The 15,517-nt window shown below is 65.1% G+C and carries 12 protein-coding genes and 1 tRNA gene; 7 read left to right on the top strand and 6 right to left on the bottom strand.

Annotated elements, in window-relative coordinates; translation table 11 throughout:
* Window positions 1-105: 105 nt before the first annotated feature.
* Window positions 106-675 (top strand): DUF2726 domain-containing protein, encoded by a 570-nt coding sequence (locus BOO71_RS09925; protein WP_139322865.1) that lies wholly within the window; start codon window positions 106-108, stop codon window positions 673-675.
* Between the two features lie 75 nt (window positions 676-750).
* Window positions 751-1,320 (top strand): HD-GYP domain-containing protein, encoded by a 570-nt coding sequence (locus BOO71_RS09920; protein ID WP_075831823.1) that lies wholly within the window; start codon window positions 751-753, stop codon window positions 1,318-1,320.
* A 533-nt stretch (window positions 1,321-1,853) separates the two neighbouring features.
* On the opposite strand, the gene BOO71_RS09915 is transcribed toward BOO71_RS09920, so the two are convergent.
* Together BOO71_RS09915 and BOO71_RS09910 are read right to left on the bottom strand one after the other, a co-directional pair.
* A complete protein-coding gene (locus BOO71_RS09915; RefSeq protein ID WP_175607422.1) occupies window positions 1,854-4,736 on the bottom strand; it encodes a bifunctional diguanylate cyclase/phosphodiesterase in 2,883 nt (960 codons plus the stop codon).
* 111 nt (window positions 4,737-4,847) lie between these two features.
* Window positions 4,848-5,792 (bottom strand): tyrosine-type recombinase/integrase, encoded by a 945-nt coding sequence (locus tag BOO71_RS09910; protein WP_083653318.1) that lies wholly within the window; start codon window positions 5,790-5,792, stop codon window positions 4,848-4,850.
* A 328-nt stretch (window positions 5,793-6,120) separates the two neighbouring features.
* On the opposite strand from BOO71_RS09910, the gene BOO71_RS09905 reads away from it, so the two are divergent.
* The 3 genes from BOO71_RS09905 (at window position 6,121) to BOO71_RS09895 (ending at window position 9,772) form a co-directional block, all read left to right on the top strand.
* Window positions 6,121-6,654 carry a CueP family metal-binding protein gene (locus BOO71_RS09905; RefSeq protein WP_075831819.1) on the top strand — a complete coding sequence of 178 codons (534 nt, stop codon included), beginning with the start codon at window positions 6,121-6,123 and terminating at the stop codon, window positions 6,652-6,654.
* A gap of 132 nt (window positions 6,655-6,786) precedes the next feature.
* Window positions 6,787-9,138, top strand: coding sequence for a heavy metal translocating P-type ATPase (locus tag BOO71_RS09900; RefSeq protein ID WP_075831817.1), 2,352 nt, complete (start codon window positions 6,787-6,789; stop codon window positions 9,136-9,138).
* Window positions 9,139-9,400: 262 nt separating this feature from the next.
* The gene (locus BOO71_RS09895) at window positions 9,401-9,772 is read left to right on the top strand and encodes a hypothetical protein (RefSeq protein WP_075831815.1); all 372 of its coding nucleotides are present in this window, start codon (window positions 9,401-9,403) and stop codon (window positions 9,770-9,772) included.
* Window positions 9,773-10,012: 240 nt separating this feature from the next.
* Here BOO71_RS09895 and BOO71_RS09890 read toward each other — a convergent pair.
* Both BOO71_RS09890 and BOO71_RS09885 read right to left on the bottom strand, forming a co-directional pair.
* Window positions 10,013-10,087, bottom strand: a tRNA-Val gene (locus tag BOO71_RS09890).
* Window positions 10,088-10,184: 97 nt separating this feature from the next.
* Entirely contained in the window at window positions 10,185-11,057 is an 873-nt protein-coding gene (locus tag BOO71_RS09885; protein WP_075831813.1) for an alpha/beta hydrolase, read from the bottom strand.
* A 144-nt stretch (window positions 11,058-11,201) separates the two neighbouring features.
* Between BOO71_RS09885 and BOO71_RS09880 the strand changes: the two genes are divergently transcribed.
* Together BOO71_RS09880 and sdaAB are read left to right on the top strand one after the other, a co-directional pair.
* Window positions 11,202-12,692, top strand: a complete 1,491-nt coding sequence (locus tag BOO71_RS09880) for a lycopene cyclase family protein (RefSeq protein WP_075831811.1) — start codon at window positions 11,202-11,204, stop codon at window positions 12,690-12,692.
* Window positions 12,693-12,872: 180 nt separating this feature from the next.
* Window positions 12,873-13,538, top strand: a complete 666-nt coding sequence (gene sdaAB / locus BOO71_RS09875; RefSeq protein WP_075831809.1) for an L-serine ammonia-lyase, iron-sulfur-dependent subunit beta — start codon at window positions 12,873-12,875, stop codon at window positions 13,536-13,538.
* A gap of 60 nt (window positions 13,539-13,598) precedes the next feature.
* On the opposite strand, the gene BOO71_RS09870 is transcribed toward sdaAB, so the two are convergent.
* Together BOO71_RS09870 and BOO71_RS09865 are read right to left on the bottom strand one after the other, a co-directional pair.
* Entirely contained in the window at window positions 13,599-14,597 is a 999-nt protein-coding gene (locus tag BOO71_RS09870) for a hypothetical protein (RefSeq protein ID WP_139322864.1), read from the bottom strand.
* 98 nt (window positions 14,598-14,695) lie between these two features.
* Window positions 14,696-15,439 carry an IclR family transcriptional regulator gene (locus BOO71_RS09865; protein ID WP_075831805.1) on the bottom strand — a complete coding sequence of 248 codons (744 nt, stop codon included), beginning with the start codon at window positions 15,437-15,439 and terminating at the stop codon, window positions 14,696-14,698.
* Window positions 15,440-15,517: the final 78 nt, after the last annotated feature.

Here is a 15,517-nt window from a genome sequence, read left to right as displayed (position 1 = left end):
GCTCAGATCAAATCGTTTGCGCAAACGGCTTGATCTGATTCCGTTTCATCCTTAGAAAACCCGTCTGGCAGAGCATTGTGATGGTCTCCTGCCTATCATCGGAAAATGGTTGTCTTCCTGCTGGGTCTGCTGCTGGGTGTCGTTGTCACGATGCTGGCACGGGCTGGGCATGGCCGGGCCAGCCGGATCTCCAGCCGTCCGAAAGTCCAGACCCCAGCCATCCCCAATCCGCCGATGGATGCGCTGCCCGGCCACTTGGCTGTCGAGACCCGGACCCCGTTTTTCAGTCTCAGCGAGGGTGCTTTCTTCAGAACCCTGGAACGCGCACTGCCCCCCGGTTACCGCGCCTTTCCCAACGTGCGGCTCTACGATCTGTTCCTGATCGTCGCCGCACTGCCCCCCCAGCAGGCCGCCCTCGCCAGTCTGCGCGACGAACACATCGACTTTCTGATCGTGGTATTGGATGGACACCATCCCGTGGCGGCCATCGAACTGACTGGCAAAACAGTCCACCACGCCGAACAGCGCCGCAGGGACGAGGCCAAGGATCTGGCCTTTCGCAGCGCTGGAATGCTGTTGCTGCGCCTGCGGGCGGAGGAAGACCACACCCAGGCCAGCCTGGAAGCGCTGCTGTGGCAACATCTGCGCCCCGCCCAGCGCGAGCTGGTGATCTGAATGCCAGATCGGGGTTTTCCCTCTCTTTCTCACCTGGGTAACGCCACGGCAAAGCCCACAGCCGTAGCCTTGGGTATGTTGGCCTCCTCCCTGACTGGACGCCCCGCTGCACCTGAAACCAGCGGGGCCTGTGAAGTGGCGCTGCGGGCGCTGGGGCAGGCGCTGGAAGCCCATGACAGCGAGATGAAAGGCCACACGGACCGGGTGACCGAACTGGCCAGGTGGATGGCCGAGGCCCTGGCCTGGTCTCCGTCGCAGCGTCAGGCGCTGCGCTGGGGGGCGTACCTGCACGACGTCGGCAAGATCGAAATCCCGGACACGGTGCTGTACAAGCCGGGTCCACTGGACGCCTCGGAATGGGCGGTTATGCGCTCGCATGTCGAGGGTGGCGTCCAGTTCGCTGCCGCGCTGGGTTTTGTGCCTGAGACGACGCTGCGGGTGATTGCCGATCACCACGAACGCTGGGACGGTCAGGGGTATCCGGCAGGCAAGGCGGGATGTCAGATCAGTCTGGCGGGCCGGGTTCTCGCACTCTGCGATGTTTATGACGCGCTGATCAGCGATAGGCCCTACAAGAAGGCGTGGACGCCGCAGGAAGCGCTAGCTGAGATCGGCGCGCAGGCTGGGCGGCAGTTCCTGTATTGACGGTAGTGTTCGTGGCCTTGCTGCGGCAGCGGAGGGCAGACGCCGAATGGGCTGGACTGTCCTGAACGGATGTCTGCATTAATGCAGGTACGCGGGCTGTCCCTCCTGGTATGTCTGGATGAATTCCACGCCCAGTCCATCATCGGCCCCATTTCAGTCTGCCGGGATTAGGCTCTGCGTACCACGCGTTAGCTTTAGCCTCCTGTTGGCAGCCTAGGATGGCGCACTCAGCAAGCGCTGTAGTCTGCCAGTGCGCCCGCTGTCACTCCTGCGGCCTTGAGCCGATACGCGTTTGGTGGAACGATTGGGCCAGACTGAAAGCGAGTAAGAGAGGGGCGGGTTCCGGGCGTGGCGTGGAGGATCGGCGCTGTTCCGATTCCTGCACGAAACAAACGGAATCCGTGTGACAGGCATTCTGCCGCGTGGAACCAAACACATCAACTGCTCCTTGCTTCTGGCCGCGTGCTGGAACCGGATCACCGCCTCAAGCTGCCCTGATTTCCCAGAAGTGACGGCCAGACGGCTTCTCGTTTTTACTCCTCGTCTGGGGACGGCCAGACTGCTACCGGGCGTCCCAGCAGGTAACCCTGGGCACGGTGGCAACCCAGGGTGCGCACCGCCTCCAGTTGCGCCGGGGTTTCGATGCCCTCCGCAACCAGTTCAAGGTCCAGACTCGACGCGAAGACTTGCAAAGCGCTCATGAACCGCTGGGCTTCTGGTTGTTCGTCGAGGGTGACGATCAGGTTCCGGTCGAGCTTGAGCACATCGAATGGCAGGTGCAGCAGGCGTCCGAGATGGGCTTCACCTGCTCCAAAGTCGTCCAGAGCGATCTGGACGCCCAGCCGCCGCAAGGCCCTGAACTGTTCGAGGACCCCGGGGAGGTCTGCCAGCACCCCCCGCTCGGTCAACTCGAGTTCCAGGGCACCCGCCTCCAGCCCGGCCCGGTCCAGCGCAACCTGCACCACTTCCACGAAATCTGGACGCGCGAACTGCACCGGTGAGACGTTGACCGCGATCCTCAGGCCGGGAAAACCGTCCTTGCGCCAGACGGCGAGCTGGGCGCAGGCGGTGTCCAACACCCACTGACCGATAGAAATGATGAGGCCAGACGCCTCCGCCGCCGGGATGAACTGGGCCGGCGACACCACCTCGCCGCCCGCCGGGAACCAGCGCAGCAGGGCCTCCAGACACCTCACCTCGCCGCTCTCCAGATCGACCTGCGGCTGGTAGTGGACCTGAAACTCGTCGCGTCCCAGCGCGCCCCTCAGTCCGCTCGCCAGTTGCAGGCGGGTCCGCGCTTCCTCATTCATGCCCGGCCGGTAGTGCCGCCAGCCGTTCTTGCTCTCACGCTTGACCTGATACATCGCCAGGTCGGCATTTTTCAGCAGGTCTTCCGGGGTCTGCCCGTCTCCTGGAAACACCGCGATCCCGGTCGAGGCAGTCACGAACACCGTCTGCCCGGCCACCTGGAAAGGCTGATCCAGAGCGCTGCACATCCCCAGGGCGAGGGCGGCCGACCGGTCCTCGTCCAGCACCCCGCCCACCATGACCGTGAACTCGTCGCCGCCGATCCGGGCCAGCACCTGTTCGTGTCCGTCCGTCAACATCACCTCACGGCGTAGCACGGACGTGATCTGGATCAGCAGCGCGTCTCCGGCATGGTGCCCCAGGGTGTCGTTGACGGCCTTAAAACCGTCCAGGTCCAGATAGAACAGGGCAAACGGCGTGCAGGCCGAGATGGCCTCCGTCAACCTTGCAATCAGTCCGGCGCGGTTAGGCAGTCCCGTCAGGGCGTCATGGTGGGCCAGATGGGTCATGGTCTCGGCCTGGGAGCGTTGCCGCTCCGCTTCCAGCACGGCCTGTTCGGCGCGGCTGCGGGCTTCGAGCACCGCGAGGGACTGCGCCTCCTTCTGGCGGGCGTACTCCGTCCGTTCCAGAGTCAACCCCAGACTGCGGACGGTGGTTTCCATCACGGCCTTGTCGGTGCGGGACCACTTTCTGGGTGTGAACAGCACAAAGACCATGATCCCGACCGGCTGGGCATTCATCAGCACCGGCAGGCTGGCGACGCTCTGGAAATGCGCCACCAGATGAGTATCATTGTCCTGTTCACCCCTACGCACATACTCGTTCTGATACAGCGGCTGGCGCGTCGTCCAGGGAATGAACAGGCTCTGGGCCCGCTCGAACTCGAAGCCGCGTTTCACCAGCGCCTGAAGTGCCGCACTGCGCATATCGCCCGTCTGCACCCGCCCGACCCAGCGCCCCCCGGTCAGTTCGTAGTAGTGGGCGTACCCCTCAGGCAGCATCGAGAGCACCAGTTCCTCGGCCTGCCGGATCAGCGGGTAAGGGTCACTGCCAGGAGTGAGCGTCCGCGTAATGCTGGAGAAGCCCTCCAGCGCGCGGGTGCGGGCGGCGAGTTCGCTGCTCCGCTCGCGCAGTCGCCGGCTGGTCTCGGCACGTTCCATCGCCAGACCCAGGCTGCGGCCCACGGCACTGATCATCGCCCGGTCCGCGTCCGTCCAGCGCCGGGTCTGCTGCGTGCCGACCACCAGGACCGAGGAAGGCTGTCCAGCCTGGAAATACGGATAAAAGGCCACAGCGCCGTGAACTGCTGCGTGCGAGAACCCTGCTTCCACCGCATCGAACCCGTCAATGAAAGTGCAATTCCTGGCCTGCACCGCCTGCAACAGGGTGGGTGTACCGAAGGCATATCCAGAGCGCGCAGCCGTCGCAGCTTCCAGGGTGACGTTGTCCGACACGACTCTGGCCTCCCACCGCCCCTGTTCAAGTTCGCCGTAGACCACTCTCAGTTCGGGCAGGTAGCTCTGCAAGACTTCCACCGCTTGCCGGGCGAGGACCCGCAGATCCGTCTCGCTGCCCACCGCCTCGGTCAGGGCCGCGAAGGCGCTCAGGGCCACTGTCCGCTCCAGAACGAGTTGTTCCTGTTCCTGGAGCTGGCGGATGCGGCCCAGCGCGACGGCGCACTGGCCACACAGCACCCGCAGAAAGCGCCGTTCCACCTCCAGAAAGTCGTGGGCTTGCAGGAAATCCAGCACCACCACGCCCAGCGCCCGCCCTTCCAGAACCATCGGCAGCACGGCGTTCGCCACGGTGGCCCGCCCCCCAGTCCGTTTTTCCAGTGCCGGATAGTCGGCCAGCAATTCGTCCGAGTGCCCGAAAAACAGGGGTGACTGACGGTTGATCACGTCGGCGGTGGGCGTGTTCATGCTGAGGGGGCCGTCCTGCCAGAGGGAAACCACGTCTTCCTGACCGGCGGTGGCGACGGCCCGGAGCTGGCCTGTCTCCAGCAGTAAGACCGTGCCTGCTTCGGCCCCCAGGGCCTCCAGGGCCGGATGGAGAATGACGCGGAAGACGTCTTCCTCCGACGATGTGGCCGCGAGAGTTTCAGTCACCTGTTGAAGATGTCCGATCAAGGCGGCCGCGCTCTGGGCGGCCTCCTCTGCGGAGGCAGGCTTTCTCGGATAGTGATAATCAGACATCTGTTCCTTGAGGACTGGTCAGCGTCACGCGATCTCCTCGACTTCAGCCTGAAGGGCGCTTGCACTGGCCCGGGTATACAGGGCGGTGGTCTTCAGCGAGTCGTGTCCCATGATCTGAGCCAGCCGGCGCAGCGGCACCTGCCGGGCCATGACAGAGCCGAAGCGGTGCCGCAGATCATGTGCGCTGATCTCCAGGCCCGCCAACCGGGCATATTTGCGGATCAGGTCACCCAGGGCACGCGGAGACAGCGCCGCGCCCTGCCGGGTGGAAGGAAAGAGGCGGGCCGATGGCCCGGGCAGCGCCGGGTGATACCTCCTGATGGCTGCGCGGGCGGCGGCGTCAAGGGCCACATCCCGCACTCTCTGGCCCCGGCCCGTCACCCGCAGCGTACCCTTCTCAGCTTCGAGGATCAGGTCTCGCCCCTCAAGCTGACAGGTCTCCCCAGCCCGGAGGCCAGTGTGCAGCATCACCACCACGATGGCCTGGTCTCTCAGGGAGCCGTGCCGGGTCACGCTGCGGACCAGCGCCCCCTCCTCCAGATCGTTCAGGCCCTGTGGAGTTGTGGGCACCAGCCGCATGAAGCGCACGTTCCGGGCCGGGTCACCTGAAGCCAGCCCGGTCTGCTGCGCCCAGCCGCAGAAGCGTTTGAGTGCCACCACGGCACGGTTGATGCTGGCTGGTTGAAGCCTGAGCAACTCAAGGTGGGTCAGGTAGCGGGTCAGCGCTGGCGTGCTGATGTGGTTGGGTTCGAACATCCGGCCTTCCAGGTCCGTTTCAAACCAGCAGGCAAAGTGTCGGACGTCGCTCAGATAGGCGCGCATTGTGCTCTCGCTGAGCGTTTTCAGAGCGTGCAGGTGGTTTCCGAACGCGCCGGTGACTCTCAGCGCTGTTGACGACAGTGGACTGGACAGGCGTTTCGATTCACGCAGAGGAGCAGGCTGGCAAGCGCCGGGGGCAAGTTCAGCCATAGGTCTGGCTCCTTAAGGGAGGAGAATGCCAGATAAGCATGGCCGCTCTGTAGAGTGTCTTGCGCCGATAATAGACGTTCTCGGGCCAGAACCCCAACTGATGGCCTTACGGATGGCAGCACGACACTGCATGCCCGCCTGCCCTTCTGCGTCGAAAAGTTCGCGTTCAAGTTGGACAGAGCCTGGGCCTTCGCCAGATGAGGCCCCCAGATGCTGAACGACAAACTGGGTATGGCACTTGCTGCACAGTGTGGCGCTCCCAGAGTGGCGCTCCCAGAGTGGCCCACGCTTTACCAAAGTTGAACAGAGAGCCGCTAGGGTCATCAGCATGAACACACCGGTGGTCACGCTTCTTTCCATCCTGGGCAGCGCAGCGCTGCTGGCCACCGCGCTGCCAGCCACCCCCAGCGCCGCCCAACTGGGGGGCCTGACGCCGCAGCAGGCCCTGGCGCAGGCGAACCAGTGGCGCGGCGCCGGCGGGCTGCAGAGTTACGTGACCAGCGCGGCGGTGGTGTTCAAGTTCCCCGACGGCAAGCAGCGCAGCGTGGTCCTGCCCACCAAGCAGATGGTGGTGGCCATCGCCCCCTACGTGAATCAGACCCATCCCTGCAAGACGCACTTCATGTCTGGCTGCCAGGGTGAGCTCGTGAAGAAGTCCATCAACGTCGTGGTCAAAAATCAGGCCGGGAAAACGGTCATGAACAAAACCATGAAGACCCTCCCCAACGGCTTTCTGGAGTTGTGGCTGGACCGCAACCAGACCTACCGGGTGTCCCTGAAAATGGGCGAAAAGACCACGACAGGCGTATTGACCACGCACGCAGACAGTGACACCTGCATCACCACGCTGCGGTTGCAGTAGCTGGGGAGCAGGTCAGCATAGAACCTCCCGACAGTCGCCGTTGGAGCAGCGCTCACCACGGGGCACTGAACACAAGCTGAACACTTGGTCTCTAGCCTGCCAGGTGAGGCTCACGCCTGCGGAGGTTCACCCATGACCCAGCACCAGCACCCAGCGGCGTCACCCAGCCGAGTCCTCGAAGTGCAGTTCAAAAACTGCTTCGATGCAGGCGAGTACGCGGGCCTGGAATACGATCTGGCCCAGACCCCCGGTGTCCACCACGCCCACCTGGACCGCACGCGCGGCGTCGCCCACCTGGAATACGATCCTGCCGTCGTCACTGAGGCTGCTCTGAAAGAGCGGCTGCATGCGGCGGGCTACGACTGTGCTTGCCAGGACTGCGCGCCGTCAAAGGTTCAGCCTGGCCATCCAGCGGAAACTGCTCCGCATGACCCCACCCAGCACGAGGACGCCCACGCCGGACACGACGAGCATGCAGGTCACGGCGAGGCGATGGTGGCCGACATGCTGCGCCGCTTCGTGGTCTCGCTGATCCTGACCGTTCCCATCGTGCTGTTCTCCCCGATTGGCGCGGTGGTGGGCTTCCGCGCCGCGCCGCCGTTCGGGCTGGACATGGCCTGGTTCGGCCTGATCCTGGCGACGCCCGTGGTGTGGTGGGGCGGCTGGCCGTTCATCTCCGCCGCCTGGCGGGCCTTGCGGCGGGGCGAGGCCAACATGATGACCCTGATCGCCCTGGGCATCCTGGTCTCGTACGTCTATTCGGTGTGGGCCACGGTGTTTCTGGGCTCGCAAGACGTCTTTTTCGAGGCCGCCGCGATGCTGACCACGTTCTCGCTGATCGGCCACTGGCTGGAGATGCGCTCGCGCTTTGCCACTGGGCGCGCGGTAGAAGCCCTGCTGAAACTGGCCCCCGATACCGCCCGGGTGGTCCGGGACGGACAGGAAGTAGAAGTGCCGGTCGCGCAGGTTGTCGTGGGTGACCTTCTGGCCGTGCGCCCCGGGGACCGCGTGCCTGTGGACGGCGAAGTGATGGCGGGACAGAGTTACGTGGACGAGAGCATGGTCAGCGGCGAGCCGCTGCCTGTGGGGAAAGCGGCGGGGGACCGCGTCACCGGCGGCACCGTCAACCAGACCGGGGCTTTTCAGGTGCGGGCCACGGCTGTGGGTGCCGACACGGCCCTGAGCCGCATCGTGTCCCTGGTGCAGAATGCCCAGGCTAGCAAAGCGCCCGCCCAGCGGCTGGCCGACACGGCAGGCAAGTACCTGGTGTTCGTGGCCATCGGCAGCGGCCTGCTGGCTTTTATCGTCTGGACCCTGCTGGGTCAGAGCGTGGTCTTTGCGCTCACCGCCGCAGTCTCGGCCATCGTGATTGCCTGCCCGGACGCGCTGGCGCTGGCAACCCCCACCGCTATTACCGTGGGCGTGGGTAAGGGGGCCAAAGAGGGGGTGCTGTTCAAGAATGCGGGCGCGCTGGAGGCCACCGCCAGCATCGACACAGTGGTCTTTGATAAGACGGGCACGCTGACCGAGGGCAAACCCGCCCTGACCGATCTGCGGCCCGCAAATGGCGTGGACAAAACCGAGTTGCTGCGCCTGGCCGCCTCTGCCGATCAGCCCTCGCAGCACCCGCTGGCGGCGGCCATCGTCGCCGGAGCGAAAGAAAGGGGCATAGCACTGAGTGAGGCACAGGATTTCGACTCGGTGCCGGGGCAGGGCGTGATCGCTGGAGTAGACGGCAAGCGCGTCCTGATCGGCAACCGCAAGCTGATGGATGGGGAGAACGTGGCGCTCGGGATTCTGGTACAAGAGGCCGAGACTCTGGCAGCGGACGGCAAGACCGCCATGTTCGTCGCCGCTGACGGTCAGCCCCTAGGCGTCGTGGCGGTATCGGACCGGGTGCGGCCCTCGGCAAGAATCGCCGTTCAGGCCCTGCATGAACTGGGCATTCAGACCGTGATGCTCACCGGGGACAATGCCCGCACAGCGGGGGCGGTGGCCCGTGAGCTGGGCCTGGATACGGTGATCGCCGACGTGCTGCCGGAAGAGAAATCCGCTCAGGTCAAAAAGCTTCAGGAGGGCGGCCGCAAGGTGGCCATGATCGGCGACGGCGTGAACGACGCGCCCGCGCTCGCACAGGCGGATGTGGGCATCGCCATCGGCGCAGGGACGGATGTGGCCGTGGAGACGGCGGACGTGGTGCTGGTCCGCAGCGATCCGGCCAGTGTCGCCGGGGCCATCACGCTGGCCCGGCAGGTGCGCGGCAAGATCAAGCAAAACCTGTTCTGGGCTGCCGGGTACAACTTGCTGGCCATCCCCTTCGCCGCCGGGGTGCTGTACCCGTCGCTGGGCACCCTGCTGCGCCCGGAGTGGGCGGCCCTGCTGATGAGCGCCAGCACCGTCATCGTGACTCTGAACGCGCTGTCGCTGAACCGGGTGAAGTTTGCACGGGCTGCACCCACACCTGCTCAGTCTGCGCCGTCTTAAGCCAGCGTTGAGGGAAGGCGCCGCTTTACAGGGGCTTAACAAGCCGCCCTGCACGATGGAAAGCGAACACTCAAAGCACATCCACTTCTTGTTCCATTCCCCCGGAGGTTTTTCCATGACTCATACGGATTCCGTTTGTTTCGTGTAGGAATCGGGACAGCGCCGATTCCTACACTCCACGTCCGGCAACGTTTTTTCTCCTTCTCGCCATCGTCGCGAATAGACGCCCATGAGGACGCTGCTCCTCCCGCTCGGATTATGGGTGTTTTCAACACTCTTTAATCGGAGCCCGTATCAAACCCCAGTTCCCCGCCTCATCCCCTCACATCCCGACTTTCAACCCATCGTTCAGGCGGCGGCGCGGCTGATCTGCACCGCGCCGGAATTTGATGCGCTGGCCCAGGCAGCGGGCCTGCGCGGCGTGGTGGACGGCGTGACCGATAGCGTGGGCCGGGCCACCCTACGCGCTGAACTCGACGGGCGCGTGGCCCACCTGTACGGCCTGAGCGAATCCGAATTCACCCACATCCTGGGCACTTTCCCCCTGATGGTGCAGGAAGTCAAGGATGCGGCACTGGCGGCTTACCGGCGACCTGGTGGCGTTGGTGGCGCTGCGCCTACTCAGGCCCCGTAAGGTGCCTTGCAAGGCTGAAACCGGCGGCATATGGATCAGACGAAATTTCGGATAACCCTGCCGATCTCGTGGGGGACCGACTCGTCGTTGACTGAAACACCGGGGAAGGCAGTATGCAGCCAGATATTCAAAATCCACACCAAAAACAGCCATTTTTGCCAGTTTGGCTGTCAATGGCTGTCAGACTTTTGTACCTCTAGGGACAACAAACGAAAAGACCCGCCTAGCGCGGGTCTTTTGTGGTGGGCGGTATAGGATTTGAACCTACGACCACTCGCTTGTAAGGCGAACGCTCTACCGCTGAGCTAACCGCCCGCACGGGGGTCTATCCTAATGGCCCAGGCGGACAGGATCAAGGGGCAAGTCCGACGGGGCAGCACTGGTACTCCAGTTCAGTCGGCCTGCCCGATGCTCACGGCAGTTTGTGCGTCTCGATGAAGTCGATCACCTGCTGCCGGGTGTCGCCCAGAAAGTTCAGGGGCCGCGCCATCGCCGCGATGATGGTGATGTGATTCAGGCCCGGCAGCACCTTCAATTCTGATGGCACGCCCGCTTTCTTCAGGGCCGCTTCCATCGTGACGCCGTTGTAGGGGTCCACCGTCGTGTCGTTGGCGGCCACCAGCAGCAGGTTGGGCGGCGCGTCCGGGCGCACATGGCGGTCCGGCATGATGTCGTCCGGGTTGCCGTTCGGTGGAAAGGCCACGGCGGTGGGTTCGCCCCGGAAATCGTAGGCGTACGGCCCGGCCACGCCGATCACGCCGCGCACCGCGCTGATGGGCACCCCCGCTTCCCTCAGCCAGCGGGCGTTGTCCACCATTTCCACGGCGTTGAAGCCGCCTGCCGAATGGCCCATCACGAACAGGTTGTCGGGATTGCCGCCGTAGCTCTGGGCATTGTCGCGCAACACCTTGAGGGCCTGGGCAGCGTCCTGCACGTAATCCGGGTAGCGGTGTTCGGGGGCCAGACGGTAATTCATCACGCCGGTCACGTAGCCCGCGCGGGCCAGCGACACGCCCACGAACTTGTGGCCTTCCTTGTCGCCGTTCTGCCAGGAGCCGCCGTGGATGAACAGCACCACTGGCGCATTCTGCACGTTCTTCGGCGCGTACACGTCCATTACGTTGCGCGGTGCTGGGCCGTAGCGCACGTTCTGGATCACGTTCAGGCCGTTCGTGGAGGTCACGGCGTTCAGGGTGTTCTGGGGCGAGCAGGCGGCCAGCGTCAGGCCAAGTGCGGCGGCGGCCAGACCCAGGCCAGCGGCGCGGGTGAATTTGCGTGAAGACATGAAAGAGAGGCTAATCCCGCGTTCCTGGCCCCGGTGCCGCCAAACGCACAGTTCGGCCCTGACCGGGCTTTAAATTGCTTTGGGAGTTGTGGGGCGTCCGAAGCCCCACAGACCCGCCGCCGTGGGGGCGCTAGCCTGCTGCGAATGCCTGTTGACGCCTTCTCAGATCAAGTCACCGACGTGCTGGTGGTGGGCGGCGGCCCGTCCGGTCTGGCGCTGGCCGCTGAACTGGCCGCGCTCAGTCTGAGTGTGCGCGTGGTGGCCCCGCATCCACCACAGCCCTTTGCGCCCACCTACGGCGCGTGGCTGGATGAATTACCCGCTTGGGCGCAGGTCTGCACGGCGCAGGTCTGGACCGATGTGCGCGTCTACACCAGTCCTCAGCCGACGCCCCTGCTGCGGCCCTACGCGCTGCTGGACAATGCCCGTCTGCTGGCAGCATTGCTGGAGCGGGCTGGGGAGGGGCTGTGCTGGACGCAGGGCAGAGTGACGGGCGCGGAGCAGCGCGGCAACCTCTGGCATGTCCGGGGCGAGGCGGGCGAGGAATGGGCAGCCCGGCTGGTGGTGGACGCCTCCGGGCACGGCGGCCTGCTGCTGCCCACACCATTTGAGGGCGGCGCGGCGCTCCAGACGGCTTACGGCATCGTGGCGCACTTCGCGCGTCCTCCCAGTCCCCCCGGTGCGATGGTCTGGATGGATTACCGCACCCCACACTTGGACCCAGCAGATGTGCGCGCCGAGCCGACATTTCTGTATTCCATGCACCTGGGTGAGGACCGATACTTCGTGCAGGAAACCAGTCTGATCGCCCGTCCCGCCCCCACCCGCGAATTTATGCAGACCCGTCTGTATGCCCGCCTGGAGGCACTCGGCACGCCCCCGCACGACACCGAATCTGACGAATGGGTGGCCTTCCCGATGAACGCGCCCGCACCTGTTCCTGGCCCGATTCTGGCTTACGGCGCGGCGGCGGGGCTGGTCCACCCGATCAGCGGCTTTCAGGTGGCCGGGGCGCTGAAGGATGCGCCGCGTGTGGCGCAGGCAGTGGCAACAGCACTTGAGAATGGGGAGGACGCTGCTGCCGCAGGCTGGAACGCCCTCTGGCCCCCGGAACGCCGCGCCGCGCGGGGGGTCCATCTGCTGGACCTGGGAGCATTATTGGAACTGCCTGGGGACTGTCTCGGGGACTTCTTCGCCGCCTTCTTCCGCCTGCCCGCCGCCGAGTGGCACGCTTTCCTCGCGCCGCATACCGGGGTCCGTGAACTGGCCCGCAGCATGCTCAAGGTGTTTGCCCACGCCCCGAACGCTGTGCGACTGCCCCTGGTCCGTGCCGCACTGGCGCACCCCGGCGTCAGCCTGCGCGCCCTGCGGGAAGCGGCCCGCATGAAGGAATCTGCCCGCTTTTCCCATCCTCCAGACGCCGCAGCAGGCCACCCTGGGGGCATGACAAACTCCGATACAACCCAGCGTGAAGCCAACAGCGGTGACGTGGACCAGCAGGAAGTGATCGAGGAGGGGATGCAGGGCGCAGTCGGCAACGTGAATGCCGACGGTCTGGCCCCCGGCGTGGACCGCGAGGAAAAACTGGAGGAATTGCGCGAGAACATGGCGGAAGTCAGCGGCCAGCAGCAGTAATTTTCAGCCAGTCCTCCGGGATTTCTCTTCCTCTCTCGTCATCTGGGCGAGAGGGGATTTTCTTTCTGACACGTCCACCCGCCTTGCCTGCTCCGTTGTCGGTCCCAGACCCTCGTTGAGAGATGCCAGTGGTGGAGGGGGTGTACGGAACTGCGGTTTCCAGACGCCTATACTGCCCCCATGTCCCTCCTTGACATGATTGGCCCGGTGATGATCGGCCCCAGCAGCAGCCACACGGCGGGAGCTTGCCGCCTGGGTCTGGTGGCCCACCACCTGCTGGGCGAGGCCCCAAAGCGGGCCAGGATCGGCCTGCACGCCTCGTTTGCCAAGACGGGGCGCGGCCACGGCACGCATCTGGCGCTGGTGGCCGGTCTGCTGGGCTTCATGCCGGATGATTCCCGCCTGCCCCGCGCCTTTGAGGAAGCGGCGGCGGCGGGTTTTGAATATGAATTCAAGAATGTGGATCTGGGCGACGTTCACCCCAACACCGCCCACATTGAGCTGTACGGCGATGAGGAGAAGGTCACGGTGCAGGGCAGCAGCACGGGCGGCGGCGTGATTCTGGTGACGGCGGTGCAGGGTCTGGGCGTCAACTTCGGCGCGTTCAGTCCCACCGTCCTGCTGCGCTACACCGACGCGGTGGGCATGATCGCCCGGATTGCCAGCACCATCGCCGCCGATGGCGTGAATATCGCCGCCCTGACCTGTACCCGCCAGACGCGCGGCGGTCAGGCGCTGCTGGCGATTGAGCTGGACGCGCCCCTCAGCCCACAGGCGCTGGCCTTTCTGGACCACTGGCCGGACACCAACTGGGTGCGCCTGCTGCCCAAATTGATGGACGGATAGGGTGCGTCGTGTGTCTGAAAGCCAGGGACCGATCCCGTCTCCTGGCCGTCAGACCGTTTCCTATTTCTTCGGCTTCAGTAGGAGCACCCGTGAGGTCCTGTCGTCGTTCAGCGGGTGGCCCGAGGCCAGCAACCAGCCCTGATCGTTGATGACACTGACATAGGAAAGGCTCCAGCCGTCCACCCGGATGGGCGCATAACTGCGGGCCGCGTGGTCATACAGGAAGATGTTGGTGTCTAGGGTGTTCACCACGGCCTGACCCCTGTTGTTCAGCGAATTCACGAACACTGTATCTGAGCCTCTGGGCGGCGACAGCAGCAGCCCCCTGCCCGCGCCCGCCTCCCAGACGTGCAGGGCCGCGCCGTCGTCGTCGCTGCCGAGGATCAGGCCCGCGTCGTTGATGAATTCGGGGGTCCAGCCCTTTTCTGCGGCCCGCGTCACCTTCGCGCCCTGTGAGACGCCGTTCTTGGACACCACATCTCCCGCCGCATTGACCGCCGTGGCGTAGACCTGACCCAGCGGGATGATCTTGCCGCCCGGCTTCCACAGGTAACTCGCGCCCCCGGTCTGGGCCGAGGCGACGACGTTCAGGTTGGAGGAACACCCCCGAACGCCCACGAACAGCCCGTGCGTTCCCGTGCCCGGAAAGGCGATGGGGCTGAAGGTCTTGCCGTCGTAATACAGCGGCGGCGTGTCGTTGAAGGTGTTGATGACCATGCGCCCGTCGTCTGCCAGACAGTGCCGCCCCGCCGAGCTGGACACTTCCCCGCCCCTGGCGGCGGCAGGCAGCGTGACGGGCTTGAGGGCCGCGCCAGACCACACGAACAGGGCGTCGGGAGTCTTGCCCTGCACGGCGGCGAGCAGCACCGCACCCTTATTGTTCAGGGCCAGCGGAAAGGTCTGGGTATACCCCGGCGGGACGGGGGCAACCTGAACGCTGTACGTCGCCCCTTTCGGCGTCAGTGTGGTGGTGGGCAGCGGCGCGGCCCCGGCACTGGAGGCCAGCAGGCCGAGCAACACGGGAGCAACGGCGGACGGAAGGCCAGGTCTGTTTCGCATGTTCACCCTCTGTCCGCCCGGCCAAGTGAAGGTGTCGCCCCACGAGCGTCACCGGAAAGGACATGGCAAAAGTGTAGGCGTCGGTGCGCGTGGGCGCATCACCCCTCCCCCCGGAACCCCAGCGTCCACCCCACCTCTGCCGCCGCGCCGTGCAGGGCGCGCAGCAGGCTTTCAGAGGCCGTCATCCGCGCCGTGGGCAGGCTGAGGCCCAGCGCTGCCAGCACCGCGCCGCCCTCGCCACGCAACGGCACGGCCAGCCCGCTCGTTCCCAGCGCCCACTCGTCCCGGCTGAGCGCGTGGTTCTGTTTGCGGATGCTGCGGGTTTCGGTGTCCCAGGCTGCGGAAGTGCCCAGTGTGAAGTCCGTAAATGTCTGCGAAGGCTGGGGGAGAGGATATCCCGCCAGCGCCAGCAACAGTTTTCCGCTGGCGGTGGCATGGGCAGGCAATTCGAAATCCAGTTCTCCGGCCACGGGAGGCCCGTCACGCCCCTGCACGCTGCGGGCCACGCATAACACCTGATCACCGTGTAGCACGCAGAGGAAGGCCAGCAGATGTGTGCCGCGTGCCAGCCGCTCCATCGCGTCGTGGGCGGGGGCGTACCACGGCAGTGAACCGTAAAGCGCGCTGCTCAGCTTCAGCAGCCGCCAGCCCAGCCGGTAGCGCCCCCGCCCCACCCGCACCAGCAGTCCCGATGCCGAGAGCGTTTGCAGTTGCTCATGCACCGTGGACGTGGGCTGATTTAAGTGTTGCGCCAATTCTGAAAGCGTCCATTCGGTGCGGTCTGCGTCAAACAGTTCCAGTACCCGGACGGCGGCTTCAACGGTGGCATGGGTGCGGGGCATTTATGGCGTGTGGGATGCGACAAGGACAGACTTGGCCTCATCTCTGACCCCTCTCCCGCAAGGGTAGAGGGGCGTTGC

Source organism: Deinococcus marmoris (assembly GCF_001949125.1).
Classification (GTDB): domain Bacteria; phylum Deinococcota; class Deinococci; order Deinococcales; family Deinococcaceae; genus Deinococcus; species Deinococcus marmoris_A.
This window is presented reverse-complemented; position numbering and strand designations above follow the sequence as displayed.

Excerpts from the sequence above, each read along its gene's own strand:
- BOO71_RS09925 (WP_139322865.1), top strand. The coding sequence starts at position 106 with ATGGTTGTCTTCCTGCTGGGTCTGCTGCTGGGTGTCGTTGTCACGATG.
- BOO71_RS09920 (WP_075831823.1), top strand. The coding sequence starts at position 751 with ATGTTGGCCTCCTCCCTGACTGGACGCCCCGCTGCACCTGAAACCAGC.
- BOO71_RS09910 (WP_083653318.1), bottom strand. The coding sequence starts at position 5,792 with ATGGCTGAACTTGCCCCCGGCGCTTGCCAGCCTGCTCCTCTGCGTGAA.
- BOO71_RS09905 (WP_075831819.1), top strand. The coding sequence starts at position 6,121 with ATGAACACACCGGTGGTCACGCTTCTTTCCATCCTGGGCAGCGCAGCG.
- BOO71_RS09900 (WP_075831817.1), top strand. The coding sequence starts at position 6,787 with ATGACCCAGCACCAGCACCCAGCGGCGTCACCCAGCCGAGTCCTCGAA.
- BOO71_RS09885 (WP_075831813.1), bottom strand. The coding sequence starts at position 11,057 with ATGTCTTCACGCAAATTCACCCGCGCCGCTGGCCTGGGTCTGGCCGCC.
- BOO71_RS09880 (WP_075831811.1), top strand. The coding sequence starts at position 11,202 with ATGCCTGTTGACGCCTTCTCAGATCAAGTCACCGACGTGCTGGTGGTG.
- sdaAB (WP_075831809.1), top strand. The coding sequence starts at position 12,873 with ATGTCCCTCCTTGACATGATTGGCCCGGTGATGATCGGCCCCAGCAGC.
- BOO71_RS09870 (WP_139322864.1), bottom strand. The coding sequence starts at position 14,597 with ATGCGAAACAGACCTGGCCTTCCGTCCGCCGTTGCTCCCGTGTTGCTC.
- BOO71_RS09865 (WP_075831805.1), bottom strand. The coding sequence starts at position 15,439 with ATGCCCCGCACCCATGCCACCGTTGAAGCCGCCGTCCGGGTACTGGAA.